Origin of the sequence: Actinoplanes sp. NPDC049598 (assembly GCF_040675435.1) — a bacterium.
Lineage (GTDB): Bacteria > Actinomycetota > Actinomycetes > Mycobacteriales > Micromonosporaceae > Actinoplanes.
The window spans coordinates 1-14,334 of the sequence record NZ_JBFAOX010000039.1 but is presented as its reverse complement, the minus strand read 5'-3'; the positions used below and the strand labels follow the sequence as shown (position 1 = coordinate 14,334).

Genomic DNA, 14,334 nt, shown 5'->3' with positions numbered 1-14,334 from the left:
GTCCACCGGCCTGCTTAGCGCACCGGTTGCACACTGGGCTGTGACCCGGAGCGGAACGGCCGCCGCGTCCCGTCGGTCAGGCCCACGACCATCACCCACGACCCGCCCGCGTTCTGGCCGGTCGCCACGGCGCGCGTCTTGTCGACGTACGCCATCTCGCGATCCCCGGCGCCGCCGACGGTCCGCTTGGCCTTGGTGATGGTGTCGTACTCGACGAGGTGCACCGGCTCGTTCTGCGCGGCCGTCTCGCCCTGCTGGTACGCGGTCCAGGCCAGCTTCTTGCCGTCCGGCCGCCAGCTCGGCACGACGGCGAAACCGCGATTCTGCAAGGAGCCACCGCCGTACGCGGCCACGGTCTGCTCCCCGCCGGTGGCGACGGTCCCGACGCTCAGACAGGCGTCGTAGACCGATTCGCAGTCCCCACCGCGGAACGCTACTTTCGTCCCGTCCGGCGACCAGGCCACCGCGTCGTCCCCGGCCAGCCGCTCGCTCAGCGACCCCGTCCGCGACGTCACCGGCTTCGGCTCGGCCGGCAGATCCTCCCCGCGACAGTCCCGCGGAAACAGAACCTCGGGCTGTGCCTTGGAGTTAACGGCAATCCGATAAACCCCGGGCCCACCCGAACAGGACAGCGACGCGAAGGCGATCCACTTCCCGTCCGGCGACCAGGACGGCCCGGCCGCCGGACGCGTGGTGAGCCGCCGCTGCCCACTCCCGTCGGCCCGCATGACCCAGAGCAGCCCGCCCTTCAGGTAGGCGATCTGCTTCCCGTCCGGCGCCCACCGCGGCCGGGCATGGTCGGCCCCGCTGGTGAGCCGCTTCTCGGAGGCCCCTCGGCTGACGAAGATGTCGCCACTGCGGACATAAGCCACCAACCCCGGCAGGCTCACGGCGGCGGCGCCGGCCGTGTTCGCCGCGCTGGTTGCGCCGGCTGCGCTGTTCGCACCCGCGGCGCTGGTGGAAGTGATGCCGCGCGCGCCGGCCCACGCCGACGCCGGTTGGATCAAGGCGCCCGCCGCGACCCCCGCCAGCGTCAGGCCCACTACTCGACCAAATGCCTTCATGACGAACGCCCCCCGACGCGCCTGACCCCTGCTGTACACCGAGAGCATCGTCGCAACCGATCTGCACCTAAGGCATTCCGCAACCGAAACCCGGAAATTCCCTCTCCGGTGTTCCAGGGCAGGTCAGACGTGGTGCTCCGCCCCTGCGCGAGGCAGAGGGGCGTGTGGAGGAGGATCGGCGATGTCGTGGGCCGAGGCGCGGCCTAAGGGCGCGTCCGGGGCTCGGGGTGGGACTGCACGGCGAGCGTGGGGGTGCTGGGAAAGGGCGCGGCCGCCCCCGGTGGACTGGGCGGTCGGGTCGGGGCGGCCGCGGGTCGGAGGGTGGGTGGGGTCAGGCGGGGGCGGCCCACATGGCGGTGAAGGCGGCGGCCTCGCCGGAGAGCCAGGCCTCGACGTCGTTGGGCTTGGCGGCCGGGTCCATGCGGTGGGTGGTGCCGCGGCGCAGATCGACCAGGACCGGCTCGGCGTTGGGGAGGATCTGGTCCATGTGGCGGGCCATCAGGTGCAGGGTGGCGGTGATGGCCTCGGGGGTGGGTGGCGCCTCGTCGAAGTGGAGGCGGACGGCCTCGCGGCGGCCGTCCTCGTAGCGCAGGCCGAAGTGGGGGTTGATCTTCACGGCGAGGGGGCCGACGGTGGCCAGGGCGTCGCGGGTCTGGGCCAGGCCGACCTGGGCCGGGTCGCCCAGGGAGGCCAGATAGGTCTTGGCGCCGGCGCTGACCGACTCGTACAGCGGCTTCCACCGCTCCTTGACGAGATCGACCACGCCGGACAGGTAGCTGCCACCGGTACGGAAGGCGATGTCGGCCTTGAGCGCCTTGACGAGCTGGCCGTGCGGGTTGAAGCCGCTACGGCGTTCGCGCGCGCGGCGCAGGCCGCCGACGAAGGTGGCCTTGGCCGGGCCGGTGCGGGTGACATACCGGGTGAAACCGAGCATGGTCGCATACGGCGGGATGACGGGCACGGGGTTGGTCGAGGGAACGCTCAGGACGGACGAGGTCACGTCGATCTCCTAACTCGAGCACCCGGAAACCGGCTGAAGATCAGCAGGTCAGAGGGCCTCTTTCGTACATACATTCTAATCGACGGGTACGACATTCCCAACCCGGCGGCGGGCACAATGGTCGATATGCGAAGTGCAGCCGCGAACGATTTCGGGGACGAGTTGCGCCGGCGTGGGCTGGCCACCGATCTGATGGTCGCGGGCTCCCTGGCGACCGGCGATTACGTCCCGGGGGTCAGCGATCTCGACCTCGTGGCGCTGGTCGACGGACCGGTCCGAACCGCCGAGGTCGTCCGCCTCCACCGCCAAGTCGATCAGAGTGAGACGAAGAACCTGGGCTGCGTCTACGTCGATGTGCGAGCCGGCCTCGAGGGCAAACACCCCACCTGGACCCACGGCCGGCTGGTCGACCGGATCCTGTCCGGCATCACGCGAGCCGAGCTGGTCCGCCACGGCTACGCGATCTTCGGGCGCGAGCCCCGCGAGGTCTTCCCCGCGGTCACCGCCGACGACATCCGGGCCGCCGCGCGGGCCGAGCTCACCGGCTACTGGGCCTGGGCCGCCCGCCGCCCGTGGATCTGGCTCGACCCCGGCCTGGCCGATCTCGGCCTCACCTCGATGGCCCGCGCCCGCCACGCCCTGGCCGACGGCGACCTGTTGACCAAGACCCGGGCCATCGACCAGGTTCGGGCTCCGGCCTGGCTGCGGTCCGAGCTCGCCGCTCGCCGGCAGGGCCGGGAGGTCGGATCACCCCGGTGGCGTACGGGGTGGATCGCGTGGCGCGACACGAGGCGTACCGTCGCCGAATGGCCTTGATCCGCGTTGATTTCGCCTCCGAGGTGCTGGAGCTGGACACCTCGATGACCGTCGTGCTGCCGGAGGACGGGCCGGACAGGCCGCCGCTGCTCTACTTGTTGCACGGTCTGACTGACGACGACACCGCGTGGACGCGGTTCACCTCGATCGAGCGGTACGCCACGGAGCGGGGTCTCGCGGTCGTCATGCCGCAGGTTCACCGCAGCTTCTACGCCGACGAGGCGTACGGCCTGAGGTTCTGGACCTTTCTCAGCGACGAGCTGCCGCGCCTGGTCCACCGGTTCTTCCGGGTCTCCGGGCAACCCCACCAGACGTACGTCGCGGGGTTGTCCATGGGCGGCTACGGCGCCTTCAAGTGGGCGCTGCGTCAGCCGGAACGGTTCGCGGCCGCGGCCAGCCTCTCCGGGGCGCTCGACGTCGCGTACCTCCAGGCGCACGACGACAGGCCGCACATCCGCGCCCTGATGGACCGGGTCTTCGCCGGGACGGCGACCGAAGGCACGGACGACGACCTTTTCGAGCTGCTACGCGGGCCGGGGGAGAAACCGCGCCTGATGCTCCGGTGCGGCACCGAGGATTACCTGGTCAAGCAGAACGAACGCTTCGTGGGGGCGTGCGCGGACGCGGGAGTGACGCTGGATGCGGCGTTCACTCCCGGCGACCACAACTGGGCGTACTGGGACCGGGAGATCCAGACGGTGCTGGACTTCCTGCTCACTCCTGGTCGCGGCCCTGCTCGGCCAGGAAGCGCTCCAGCTCCGCCCCCAGCTCCTCGGCGGTAGGCAGCGGCCGGTCGGTGTCGGCGAGCAGGTTGGTCTCGCGGCCCCGCAGGAACGCGTCGTACTGGGCCTCGAGCGAGGCGACCAGGCGGGTGGCCTGCTCGTCGTCGGCGATCTGCTTGTCGACGTCCTCCCGGACGGCCTGCGACGCCGACCGCAGCTCGCCGGTCGGCAGGGCCAGGCCCGTGCTGGACGACAGCGAGTCGAGCAGCAGCTCGGCCGCCGGCGGGTAGGTGGTCTGCGACAGGTAGTGCGGGACGTGGGCCGCGTAGCCCATGGCGCGGTGGCCGGCCTCGCCGAGCCGGAACTCGAGCAGGCCGCCGACGCTGCCGGGCACCTGCACCCGCTGCAGCCACGGCTCGCGGTCGCCGAGCAGCGACTTGTCGGTGGCGTGGGCGGTGACGCTGCCCGGGCGGGTGTGCGGGACGGCCATCGGGATCGCGTTGAGCCCGACGGTGACGCGGACGCCGAGCCGCTCGATCAGGGCCACGACGGCGGTGATGAAGCGTTCCCACTGCAGGTCGGGCTCGGGGCCGGCGAGGAGCAGGAACTCCGTGCCGAGCTGGTCCTTCACCAGGTGCAGGGCGAGCTGGGGCTCCTCGTAGCTCTCCCAGTGGTCCTCAACGAAGATCATCGGAGGGCGGCGGGAGCGGTAGTCGAGCAGCTGGTCGACGTCGAAGGTCGCGATCACGCGGCTCTCGAGGGCGTCCAGAAGTGTTTCCCGGGCCAGCTGGATGGCGCTGCCCGCGTCGACGAACCCGGTGAGCGCCTGCACGAGGACCGGCTCGTCGAGCTCGGGCAGGTCGTCGGCCAGCTCGTAGAGCTCGTGTGGGTCGAGCACGTCGAACGCCTCCTGTTGTGGGTCAAAGCGGTAACCCCTGCGAACAAGCCTGCCGCGTGTTTCATTCCGGGCGATGAGCATGTGCCCGTGAACACATGAAAAACGTACCGAATCGGTGATGTGGCCCTGACGTTCGGGCAGGGAAGATCTCAGACAAGGCACAACTGAAGATCGAACCTCGCGTGCACGTGCATCCGCACGGCACAATGGCACAGGAACGTTCCCTTCCCCCTCGGAGCGATCTGTGACCGAAGCCCCGCAACGTCCCGCCCTCGTCGCCGAAACCGCGGAACCGCCCGGCTCTCTCTGGGCGCGCATGAAAGCCGATCCCCAGTACGCCCCCGAGCACCTGGCCCTCGAAGCCGTCCGCCGCCTCGGTCCCGAGGCCGAGCAGTGGGCCCGCATCACCCGCGCCGACAATCCCGAGCTGACCCCCGACCAGCTCGCCGACCTGGCGGTCAAGCGATTCACCACCCTCGCCCGCATCTCCGGGGCCGTCTCCGGGGCCACCGGTCTGCCCGGCGCCGTCCTCGACGTCGGCGTCCTCGCGTGGAACCAGGCTCGCATGGTGCTGCACGTCGCCGCCGCCTACGACCACGATCCGACAGCCCCCGAGCGCGCCACCGACCTGCTGGTCCTGCAGCGGGTGCACAAGGTCGCCCAGTCGGCCCGGCTCGCCCTCGGCGTCGCCGCCGGCCGGGAACGAGCCGTACGCCTGCTCGGCAGCGCGGCCGGCCGTCCGCTCAGCGGCGTCATGGTCCGGCTCGGCGTCAAACTCGCGGGCATGGCCGGCGTGCACACGGCCAAGAAGGTCTTCGCCAAGCTGGTCCCGGGCGCGGCCGTGGTGCTGGGCACGTGGGCCAACTCCTCCGCCACGAAAAACCTGGCCGGCCGTACGCGGGAGCTGTACCGCCGCGACTAAGGAGAAGCGTCCCCCGGCCGAACGGAACCGCTGAACGGTTACCGAACGGAATGGGGGCTGCGAGTGCGTCGTCGTTGGCTGGGCACCATGGGTCTGGGCACGCTCGCGCTGGTGCCGCTGCTGGCCGCCTGCGGCAGCGGTGACACCAAGCCGGAGGCCGAGAAGGCCGCCGACGGCCGGGCCTGGGTGGTCGTCACGAGCGGCAGCGCCACCCCGTCCCCCGTCGTGACCGGCGCCAAGTCGACCGCGACCCCGTTCCCGACCGGCTACCTGCCGCTGCCGACCACGTCGCCGACACCCACCCCGACCGGCACGCCCACCTGCCCGCCGAACAAGCGGAACCCGATCAACGGCGCCACCGCGGTCGCCGGCGCCACCTCGGCCACGGTCTCCTGGTTCCACGGCTCGGCCGAGAACCTGGTCGACTACCGCGTCACGGCGATCAGCCAGGACGCCATGCTCGGCGAGCAGCGCGACATCGGCTGGACCGTCGTCACGCCCGGCGCCGAGTGCTCGACCATGACGGCCACGGTGACCGGCCTCGACCGCGGCACCCGCTATGTCTTCTCGGTCGACGCGGTGTCCACCCGGCGCGGCTTCGACGGCACCTACTCCAAGACCGTCGCCCGCTCCGGCGTCGTCACCACAACCGGCTGACCGGGGCATAACCCCGCGCTCGGGCGCGCTCGATCGACAGCACGAGGCCGTCGGTCACCTGGTCGATGCCGTACGCGGTGACGGCCGGCGCCCGCCTCAGCGCGGACAGGGCCGCAACCGCTCGTGCCGCTCGTACCGGGACATGCCGGACAGGCACTCCGAGCACCGCGGCGACGGCCTCGTCCCGCCGGTAGACGACATCGTCGGCGATGTTGTAGGCGCCGGCGGGCCAGCGGTGGGCCATGAGACAGGCCGCCGCCAGGTTGGTGACGTTCGTCAGGCTCAACGGCACGTCCGGGCCGGGCAGCCAGGCCCGGCCCGCGCGCACTGTCCGGCGCAGCCGCGGCAGCAGATGCGGGTCGCCGTCGCCGTAGACGGCGCGGGGTCGCAGCACGACCTTTCCGGCTCGCAGCGCGAGCCGCTCGCCGGCGGCTTTCGTGCGCCCGTAGGCCGTCCGTTGCCCGTCTTGGGGATGATCCTCGGTGACCGGGCCGTCGTAGGGACCCGGGCGATAGACGCTGGCACTGCTGACCCAGACCACTGGTGTGTCACCGGCCGCCGCGAGCAGCCGTTGGGTGCCGCCGACGTTGACGCCGTGGAAGTCGCCCCTCTTGGTGTCGCCGACGGCCGCCGCGAGATGCACCACGACGTCGACGCCGGTGAAGTCGGGTATGTCCCGCGTCGCATCCCACCTCTCGTGCCGTCCGACGGGTCCCGGCCGCCGGCCGAAGCAGACGACTTCGTGCCCCTCGGCCGCGGCGAGCCGAGCGACCTCGCCGCCGCAGAACCCGCTGGCGCCGGTGACCGCGACCTTCATCGCGTGGCTCGCACAGTCAGCGAGCGCCAGCCGGGGAGGGCTGCTCGGCGGTCGGCTCGGGCGCGGATGACTTCGGGGCGGTAGGGGGCGAGAGCGGCCAGGACATCCTGCATTTGGGTGCGGGCCAGGCGGGCGCCGGGGCAGGCGTGCGGGCCGGCGCCGAAGACCAGCTGGGAGATCTGGGCGGGCGCCGGATGTGCGGGGCCGGGGTCGCTGCGGTGGGCATCGGCCGCGTGACGGGCGACGAGCAGCATGCGGTCGCCGGGGTGCACCGGGCAGCCGCCGAGTCGGGCCTCGGCCGCGGCCACTCGCGGAAGGAGGGGCGTGGGGGCAGTGACCCGCAACAGCTCGTCGGCCAGCGCCGGGGAGGAGGCGTGCTCCCAGAGGTCGGCGTCGCAGGCCCAGGCCACGGCCCGGGGGATGGCGGCCACGGTGGTGTTGATGGCCGCCACGGCCAGCATCGCCGCAAGGCCCGCGTCGTCCCGGTCGCCGGTGTCCGGCTGACGCGCTGGACAGCTGCCCGGGCCTTGTCTGTGCCCGTCATCTTGAGGGCGGGTCCTGCTCGGGATCTTCGTCGTGAGCAGGTCGAGCAGGTAGGCGGCTTTGGCTTCGGCTGCTTTCTCGGAGCGCTTGCGGGCCGGGCCGGGTAGGTGGGCGCGGGCGGCGGTCGCGGCGGCGTCCTGAGCGGCGGCGGCCAGTTCGAGGGGGTCTACGTCGATCTTCAGGAGGGCCGCGGCGGTGGCCCCGGCGAGCTCCGTGGCCAGGGGGACCACGTCAAGGGAATGGCCGGTGGCCAGGCTCGGTAGGCGGTCGGCCAGCAGGGTGGTCCAGACCGGGCGCAGGCGAGCCACGCCGGCCGCGCTCAGCAGGTCGGCGGTATCCCGGCGGGTGCCCCGGTGATCGTCGCCGTGCTGGTCGAAGAGGGCGCCGGGGCCGGCCAGCGAGCCGGCGGCGCCGCCGGTGGTGCCCTCGGCGGTTCGGTCCAGCGGGATTTTGGTCAGGGCCGCGCGGTACGCCTCGCGGTCGTGCACGAGGACATTGCCGCCGAGACGCAGAGCGGGCCGGTGCCGGGTGGCGGCCAGCAACGCGAACAGGACGGGATGGCTACGTAGGTAGACCCAGCGATCCCTGCCGCGGGCGCTCATCGGCGGGCCGCCAGGGTGGCGGTGGCCTGGCGGTCGGGTTTGCGGGAGCGGCCGGACAGCGGGATCTGGGCGAAGATGAGCTTGTCGGGGCGGGCCGAGCCCATGCGGGCCAGCGGGTCTCGCAGGGCCGAGCGGACCTCGCGCTCGCTGGTGCCGGCGGTGGTCTGCACGACGGCGACCACCCGCTCGTCGCCGTCGCCGGCGGGGACGCCGACCAGCAGGGCCAGTTCGACGCCGGGGACGTGCAGGGACGGCTCGTAGAGGCCCGGATAGACGTTCTCGGCGTTGCGCAGGATCATGTCCTTGGCCCGGCCGCCGAGGATCACCGACCCGTCGTCCCGGACGCGGCCGATGTCGCCGGTCGCCACCCAGTCCAAGGGCTCCTCACCCAGGTAGCGGTCGGCTGCGGTCGGCCCGGCGAGCAGCAGCTCGCCGGAGGAACCGACGCGGGCGGTGACGCCCGGAAGGAGGCGGCCGACCGGGTCGCCGGGGCCGGTGTGGGCGGATTTCTCCGACTCCTCGATGGCGGCGGCGGGGAAGACCTCGGTAAGGGCGTAGACGCCCCAGGCCTCGGAGGCGCCGGAGCGGCGTACGGCCGACAGCAGTGACGCGCTCACCGGGGCCGACCCGCTGTAGACGCGGCCGGTGAAAGAGGTGCCCGCGGCCAGGGCGGCGCGGATCTGGGGTGGCGTCAGGTAGGTGGCCTGCGGCCGCAGCTCGCGGAGTTGGCGAGCCAGGCGGCGCCGCGACGGGAAGGCCACGGGGGCGCCGCTCGCCAGCGACGGGAGCAGGACGAAGAAGGTGCCGCCGACCACCGGCGAGCCGGGGACGGGGCGCACCAGATCGCGGACGGCGGTCATCCCGGCCGACAGCGAGCGGCGGGTGTGCACCACGGCGCGCGGCTTACTGGTCGTTCCGGAGGTGAAGACGATCACCGCGTCACCCTCACCCTCGTACGGCTGGGGGAGACGGCCCGGAAGGGGACGCAGAGCCGGCGGCGAACCGGGGAGCCGGCGGCCGATGGTCCTGACCGGCGCCATGGCGCCGAGCGTAGGCAGCTCCAGGTGGGCGCGGCGGGCCAGGCGGGCGGCCCAACCGGCGACGGCCTGCGCGGCGGTGTCGGCCAGCACCAGCTTGGGGGCGGCCAGGGCCAGGCGGGCTCTCAGAACGTCCGGGCCGGCGGTCGGGTCAAGGACGGCAACGCGCAGACCCAGGTGGTACGCCGCGAGCAAGGTGGCCAGGGATCGGGGCCCCGGGCGTACCGCCAGCGCGACAGTGTCGCCCGGAGCGAGCCCGGAGAGGGCGACCGCGTAGCCACGGACGAGCTCGGCCAGCTCGCCCCGGGTCGCGCCGGGCAAGGCGGGCCGGTTGTCGCCCTCGCGCAGGCCGTCGATGAGTTCGGTGAGCATCAGCACACGCTCCAGCAGGGGGAAAAGGCTCGAGGCGTCACCGCGGGTCCGCCGTTCGGGGGCCGCTGCCGCGGTCGAGGTACCACTTGGCGGTGCCCAGGACCCCGTAGGCGCGGATGCGGCGGGTGGAGTTGGCGACGACCATGTCGCGGCGGTGGGTGATGGCGCCGGTGGTGCGGCGGACGCGGTTGAGGAACGTCCGGTCGGTGGGGGAGGGGCGGCGCGGCATGCCGCCGCACGCCTCGTACAGGGTGGCGGTGATGGCCATGTTGTTGCCGGCATGCATGCGGTACGGGGCCTTGAACTCGGAGCCCCGGTGGGCCGGACGGACGCGGCCGAAGCCGGCGGCGGTGACGACCAGCAGCCGGAAGAAGGCGCGGCCGAAGGGGCCGTGCTCGTCGGCCCGCGCGGTGATCTTGCCGCAGGCCAGGCCGGCGCCGGCGGTCAGGGCGGCCCGGGCGGCGGCCACCCAGCCCGGCGCGGGCAGGCAGTCGGCGTCCGTACGGGCCAGGTGTGTCGCCCCGGCCGCGATGGCGTGCCGGAAGCCGGTGTCGACCGCGCAGCCGACGCCCTTGTCGGTCTCGGTGAGCAGCAGCACCGGGAACGGCGCCCGGAAGTCGCGGACCACCGCCGCCGTGCCGTCCGTGGAGTTGTTGTCGACGACCAGCAGGGTGAAGTCGGTGTCGGTCTGCGCCCGCAGCGCCTCCAGGGTGGTCCTGATCCGCGCTTCCTCGTTGTAGGCGGGGACGATCACCCAGAGCGTCACGAGACCTCCCACACCATGGTCATCAGGCTGACGCCGCCACCCAGGCCGACCAGCAGCACCCGATCGCCGGGGTTCAGATCCGGATATATCCGGGCCAGCTGTACGCCCAGGGTGGCCGAGGCCATGTTGCCGAGATCGTCGACCGTGATCACGAGCTTGTCCCGGGGGACGCCGGCGACCTCCACGAACCGATCGAGGTACGGCATCGTGACTTGGTGGACGAGGACATGCGCGAAGTCGTCCCACCCGTAGTTGAACCGGTTCAACACTCGGCTTAGGAGGCCGGGCCCGATGCTCTCGAAAACGGCCCGCAACCTTCGGCCGTCTCCCGTGAAGTACGTGTGCTCGTCGCCCCGCGGATTCCGCGACCCGCCGCCGAAGATGCCACCGACGGTCCAGTGCTCCGAGTGCGTCTCGGCGTCGACGTCCAGAATCCCGCCCGACGCGACCGGCTCCACCAGCGCGGCCGCCCCCGCGTCACCGAATGTGTAGCCGGCCAAAGCCGTACGGGCCTGGGCCAGGCTCTTGAGAGAAGGCCGCATCGCCCGGGTCGGTGTCTCGCCGGTCACGACCAGCGCGGTCCGGGCCCGGCCGGCCAGGATCATCGAGCGGGCCAGGTCGATCCCGTTGAGGAAGCTGTTGCAGGCGTTCGTCACGTCCAGCGCGTGGGCCCGGCTGCCCAGCACGGCCTGCACGACGTGCGCGGTGGCCGGCTCGGCCATGTCGCGGGTGGCGCTGGCGAACAGCAGCAGGTCGACATCGAGCGGATCACGGCCGGTCTCGGCCAGCACCTTGGTCGCGGCGTCGATGGCGAGATCGGACGCGTACTCGTCGTCGGCCGCCACCCGCCGCCGGGCGATGCCGGTGGCCTGTTCGAACATGCGCGGCGGAAGCCCCGGGGCAACCCGCTGCTGCAGCTCGGCGGTGGTGACCTCGCGCGCCGGCAGGGCGTACGCGATCCCGGTGATTCCCACATTCATGGGCGACAGCCTGCCGTACGAACGCCAGATGGTCATGAGCCCGAATACTTATAAGCTTGGCGGCCATGGAGAGCATCGTCGACGTGGTCGTGTTGGTGGCGATCTCGGTGGTCGGCGCCGCTCTGGCCCGCCGCCTGGGGTTCGTCGCGCCCCTCGTGCTGCTGGTGGCCGGCCTCGCGCTGTCGTACGTCCCCGGTTTCCCCGAGGCTCATCTCGAGCCCGAGCTGGTGCTGATCGGCATCCTGCCGCCGCTGCTCTACGTGGCCGCGCTGGAGACGTCGGTGCCCGCGTTCCGCCGGGCCCTGCGCCCCATTCTGCTGCTCGCCGTCGGGCTGGTGCTGGTCACCGCGTTCGTCGTCGGCACCGTCGTTCACCTGCTGATTCCCGAGATTCCGTACGCGGCCTGCGTCGCCCTGGGCGCGGTGGTGGCCCCACCCGACGCGGTGTCGGCCACAGCCATCGCGCGCCGGGTCGGCCTGCCTCGCCGGGTGGTCACCATCCTCGAGGGCGAAAGCCTGCTCAACGACGCCACCGCCCTGGTGATGGTGCGGGTCGCGGTGGGCGCGCTGGCCGGCGCGGCGGTGGGCTTCTGGCCGATCGCGGGCGAGGTGGCGCTCATGGCCGGCGGCGGCCTTGTGATCGGCTTCGTGGCGGCCTTCCTGGCGGCCAAGCTGCACCGCAAGATCGAGGACTCGCTGCTGGACGACGCCGTGTCCTTGCTCACGCCGTTCGTCGTCGTGATCATCGCCGAGGAGGTGCACAGCTCCAGCGTCGTGGCCGTGGTGATCGCCGGCCTCTACCTGGGCCACCGCCGGCCGTACCTGCTCTCGGCCACCTCGCGGCTGCAGATGGACGCCATCTGGCGGATGATCAACTTCCTGCTCGAGGGTGTCGTCTTCCTCATGGTCGGCCTGCAGCTGCGCAGCATCGGCGAGAGCATCGAGACCCCGGTCGGTACGACCGTGTCGGTCAGCGCGGCCGTGGTGGGTGCGGTCATCGTGATGCGGTTCATCTGGATGTACCCGGCCACGTACCTGGCCCGGCTGGCGCCGCGGGTCCGCAACCGCGAGGAACGGCCGCCGCTGTCGGTGCCGACCGTGATCTCCTGGGCCGGCATGCGCGGCGTGGTGACCCTGGCCGCCGCCCAGACGCTGCCGTTGCCGGGCGAGGACGGCGTGCCGGACTATCCTCGGGACCTGTTCGTCTTCGTCGCCTTCGTGGTGATCGTGGTTACCCTGCTGCTGCAGGGCACGACCCTGCCCTGGCTCGCCCGCAAGCTCGGCGTCCGCGAGGACACCAGCACCGAGGACGCGCTGGCCGAGGCCGGCGTGCAGCATCAGGCCTCGCGGGCCGCGCTCGAGGCGCTGGAGAAGAACGCCGACGGGGCGCCCGCCTCGGTCGTCGACCGGTTGCGCGCGCTGGTCGACAGCCGCTCCAACAACGCGTGGGAGCGGCTCGGTGATCAGCAGCGGGAGACGCCGTCGGCGGCGTACGGTCGGCTGCGGCGCGAGATGATCAGTGCGGAACGGCGCGTCTTCAAGGTGGCCCGCAACGAGGGCCGGATCCCCGAAGAGGTGCTGACCCGCGCCCAGCGCGACCTCGATTTGGAAGAGTCCCAGCTGTTACGGAGTGAAGATTGACCTGCCTGCACCTCAAGGAGTCCGGCGACCCGGCGCCCCTGTCGGCGTACGAGGACGGCTGCCCCGAGTGCGTGGCCGCCGGCCACCACGACTGGGTCCACCTGCGCGTCTGCCTGTCCTGCGGCAAGGTCGCCTGCTGCGACTCGTCGCCGCGGCGGCACATGTCGGCCCACCATCAGGAGTCGGGTCACCCGGTGATGCGCTCGTTCGAACCGGGTGAGAATTGGAAGTGGTGCTTCGACGACGAGCTTCTAGGCTACTGACGTGCGCATCCTCTTCGTCGGGGCCGGGGCCACGGGCGGCTACTTCGGCGGCCGGCTCGCCGCGGCCGGCCGGGACGTGACGTTCCTCGTCCGCCCGGCCCGGGCCGCGGCCCTGTCGTCCCGCGGCCTCAAGATCATGGGACCCGACGGTACGACGGAGGTGCGCCCGCGAACGGTGGTCGCCGGGCAGATCGACGGCCCGTACGACGTCGTGGTGATCGCGGTGAAAAGCTACGGCCTGGAACAGGCGATGATCGACCTCGCCCCCGCCGTCGGCCCCGACACGGTCGTGATCCCCCTGCTCAACGGCATGCGGCACGTCGACGAGCTGGTCGGCGCCTTCGGCCCGTCCCGGGCCTGGGGCGGCGTCTGCATGATCCACGCCAGCCTGGACAAGAACGGCGACGTCGTGCAGCTGACCAACCTGCACCGCCTCGGCTTCGGCCGCCTGGACGGCTCCGACGTCCCCGGCGACGTCGTGGCCGCCCTCAGCGACGCCGGCTTCGACGCTTTCGCGACCCCCACCATCGTCCAGGACATGTGGGAGAAATGGGTCTTCCTGGCCAGCCTGGGCGCCGCCACCACCCTCATGCGGGCCACCGTCGGCGACATCAACCGCGCCCCCGGTGGCAACGCCTTCGGCGCCCGCATCGCCGCCGAAGCCATGGCCATCGCCACCGCCGCCGGCCACACCCCCCGCCCCGGCGCGGTCAGCGTCCTGCAGAACGGCCTGGCCACCGACCAGCCCATGACCTCGTCCATGTACCGCGACATGATGGCCGGCCTCCCCGTCGAGGCCGACGCCATCCTCGGCGACTTCGTCACCGAAGCCGACAAACACGGTGTCCCGGTGCCGGCTCTGGCGGCCGCCTACACAAACCTCGCGATCTACTCAGCCCAGCGCGCTTGACGCCGGCGGGGTGATCGCAGCCGCGTCGCGCCCGAATTTCACCTACTCGGCCCGGGCCCGTTCCGCCTCCGCGGCCCACGCTGAGCTGTGAGACCCCTTCCCGGGCTGTATTGCGCGCCCACTCCTTGGCCTGTGCTCAGCCTCCGCTCGCTGCGCCGCCTCGCTGGGCCGCGCTGCGCCGCGCGCACGCCCTTGTGCTGCGCCCCCGCCCCCACGCCCTCGCCCTCGCGCTCCCGCGCGCCGCGCCCTCGCCCGCGCGCCGCGCCCACGCCCGCGCGCCGCGCCCTCGCCCGCGCGCCGCGCCCTCGCCCGCGCGCCGCGCCCT

At 72.4% G+C, this 14,334-nt stretch carries 15 protein-coding genes; 7 read left to right on the top strand and 8 right to left on the bottom strand.

Annotation, left to right across the window (positions count from 1 at the left end):
- Positions 1-14: 14 nt before the first annotated feature.
- Together AB0J66_RS46005 and AB0J66_RS46000 are read right to left on the bottom strand one after the other, a co-directional pair.
- Positions 15-1,043, bottom strand: coding sequence for a hypothetical protein (locus AB0J66_RS46005; protein WP_364674744.1), 1,029 nt, complete (start codon positions 1,041-1,043; stop codon positions 15-17).
- A 352-nt stretch (positions 1,044-1,395) separates the two neighbouring features.
- The gene (locus tag AB0J66_RS46000) at positions 1,396-1,998 is read right to left on the bottom strand and encodes a hypothetical protein (protein WP_364674874.1); all 603 of its coding nucleotides are present in this window, start codon (positions 1,996-1,998) and stop codon (positions 1,396-1,398) included.
- 192 nt (positions 1,999-2,190) lie between these two features.
- Between AB0J66_RS46000 and AB0J66_RS45995 the strand changes: the two genes are divergently transcribed.
- Positions 2,191-2,880 (top strand): nucleotidyltransferase domain-containing protein, encoded by a 690-nt coding sequence (locus tag AB0J66_RS45995; protein WP_364674741.1) that lies wholly within the window; start codon positions 2,191-2,193, stop codon positions 2,878-2,880.
- Positions 2,871-3,662 carry an alpha/beta hydrolase family protein gene (locus tag AB0J66_RS45990; RefSeq protein WP_364674740.1) on the top strand — a complete coding sequence of 264 codons (792 nt, stop codon included), beginning with the start codon at positions 2,871-2,873 and terminating at the stop codon, positions 3,660-3,662. Before AB0J66_RS45995 ends, AB0J66_RS45990 begins: the two co-directional genes overlap by 10 nt.
- Here the strand turns inward: AB0J66_RS45990 and AB0J66_RS45985 are convergent.
- Positions 3,595-4,500 carry a PAC2 family protein gene (locus AB0J66_RS45985; protein WP_364674737.1) on the bottom strand — a complete coding sequence of 302 codons (906 nt, stop codon included), beginning with the start codon at positions 4,498-4,500 and terminating at the stop codon, positions 3,595-3,597. The two genes, AB0J66_RS45990 and AB0J66_RS45985, sit on opposite strands and share 68 nt — an antisense overlap.
- Before the next feature lie 244 nt (positions 4,501-4,744).
- On the opposite strand from AB0J66_RS45985, the gene AB0J66_RS45980 reads away from it, so the two are divergent.
- Entirely contained in the window at positions 4,745-5,422 is a 678-nt protein-coding gene (locus tag AB0J66_RS45980) for an EcsC family protein (protein ID WP_364674734.1), read from the top strand.
- A gap of 63 nt (positions 5,423-5,485) precedes the next feature.
- Positions 5,486-6,079: a fibronectin type III domain-containing protein gene (locus AB0J66_RS45975; protein WP_364674732.1), complete on the top strand. Its 594-nt coding sequence runs from the start codon at positions 5,486-5,488 to the stop codon at positions 6,077-6,079.
- Here the strand turns inward: AB0J66_RS45975 and AB0J66_RS45970 are convergent.
- Genes AB0J66_RS45970 through AB0J66_RS45950 form a run of 5 tightly spaced genes read right to left on the bottom strand, consistent with a single transcriptional unit; the run spans position 6,063 to position 11,196 of the window.
- Positions 6,063-6,896, bottom strand: a complete 834-nt coding sequence (locus AB0J66_RS45970; RefSeq protein ID WP_364674729.1) for an NAD(P)-dependent oxidoreductase — start codon at positions 6,894-6,896, stop codon at positions 6,063-6,065. The two genes, AB0J66_RS45975 and AB0J66_RS45970, sit on opposite strands and share 17 nt — an antisense overlap.
- Entirely contained in the window at positions 6,893-8,041 is a 1,149-nt protein-coding gene (locus tag AB0J66_RS45965; RefSeq protein ID WP_364674726.1) for a cytochrome P450, read from the bottom strand. Before AB0J66_RS45965 ends, AB0J66_RS45970 begins: the two co-directional genes overlap by 4 nt.
- A complete protein-coding gene (locus tag AB0J66_RS45960; RefSeq protein ID WP_364674724.1) occupies positions 8,038-9,450 on the bottom strand; it encodes a class I adenylate-forming enzyme family protein in 1,413 nt (470 codons plus the stop codon). The genes AB0J66_RS45965 and AB0J66_RS45960 overlap by 4 nt, the downstream gene beginning before the upstream one ends.
- A 37-nt stretch (positions 9,451-9,487) precedes the next feature.
- Complete coding sequence (locus tag AB0J66_RS45955; protein WP_364674721.1) at positions 9,488-10,216, bottom strand: glycosyltransferase family A protein; 729 nt, start codon at positions 10,214-10,216, stop codon at positions 9,488-9,490.
- On the bottom strand, positions 10,213-11,196 hold the full coding sequence (locus tag AB0J66_RS45950; protein ID WP_364674718.1) for a ketoacyl-ACP synthase III: 984 nt from the start codon (positions 11,194-11,196) through the stop codon (positions 10,213-10,215). The genes AB0J66_RS45955 and AB0J66_RS45950 overlap by 4 nt, the downstream gene beginning before the upstream one ends.
- 65 nt (positions 11,197-11,261) lie before the next feature.
- Between AB0J66_RS45950 and AB0J66_RS45945 the strand changes: the two genes are divergently transcribed.
- From AB0J66_RS45945 to AB0J66_RS45935, 3 genes are read left to right on the top strand one after another with little or no spacing between them, the layout of a single operon-like run.
- Entirely contained in the window at positions 11,262-12,836 is a 1,575-nt protein-coding gene (locus AB0J66_RS45945; RefSeq protein WP_364674715.1) for a Na+/H+ antiporter, read from the top strand.
- Positions 12,833-13,099, top strand: coding sequence for a UBP-type zinc finger domain-containing protein (locus AB0J66_RS45940; RefSeq protein ID WP_364674712.1), 267 nt, complete (start codon positions 12,833-12,835; stop codon positions 13,097-13,099). The genes AB0J66_RS45945 and AB0J66_RS45940 overlap by 4 nt, the downstream gene beginning before the upstream one ends.
- Before the next feature lies 1 nt (position 13,100).
- Positions 13,101-14,009 (top strand): ketopantoate reductase family protein, encoded by a 909-nt coding sequence (locus tag AB0J66_RS45935; protein ID WP_364674709.1) that lies wholly within the window; start codon positions 13,101-13,103, stop codon positions 14,007-14,009.
- The last annotated feature ends 325 nt before the right edge of the window (positions 14,010-14,334 follow it).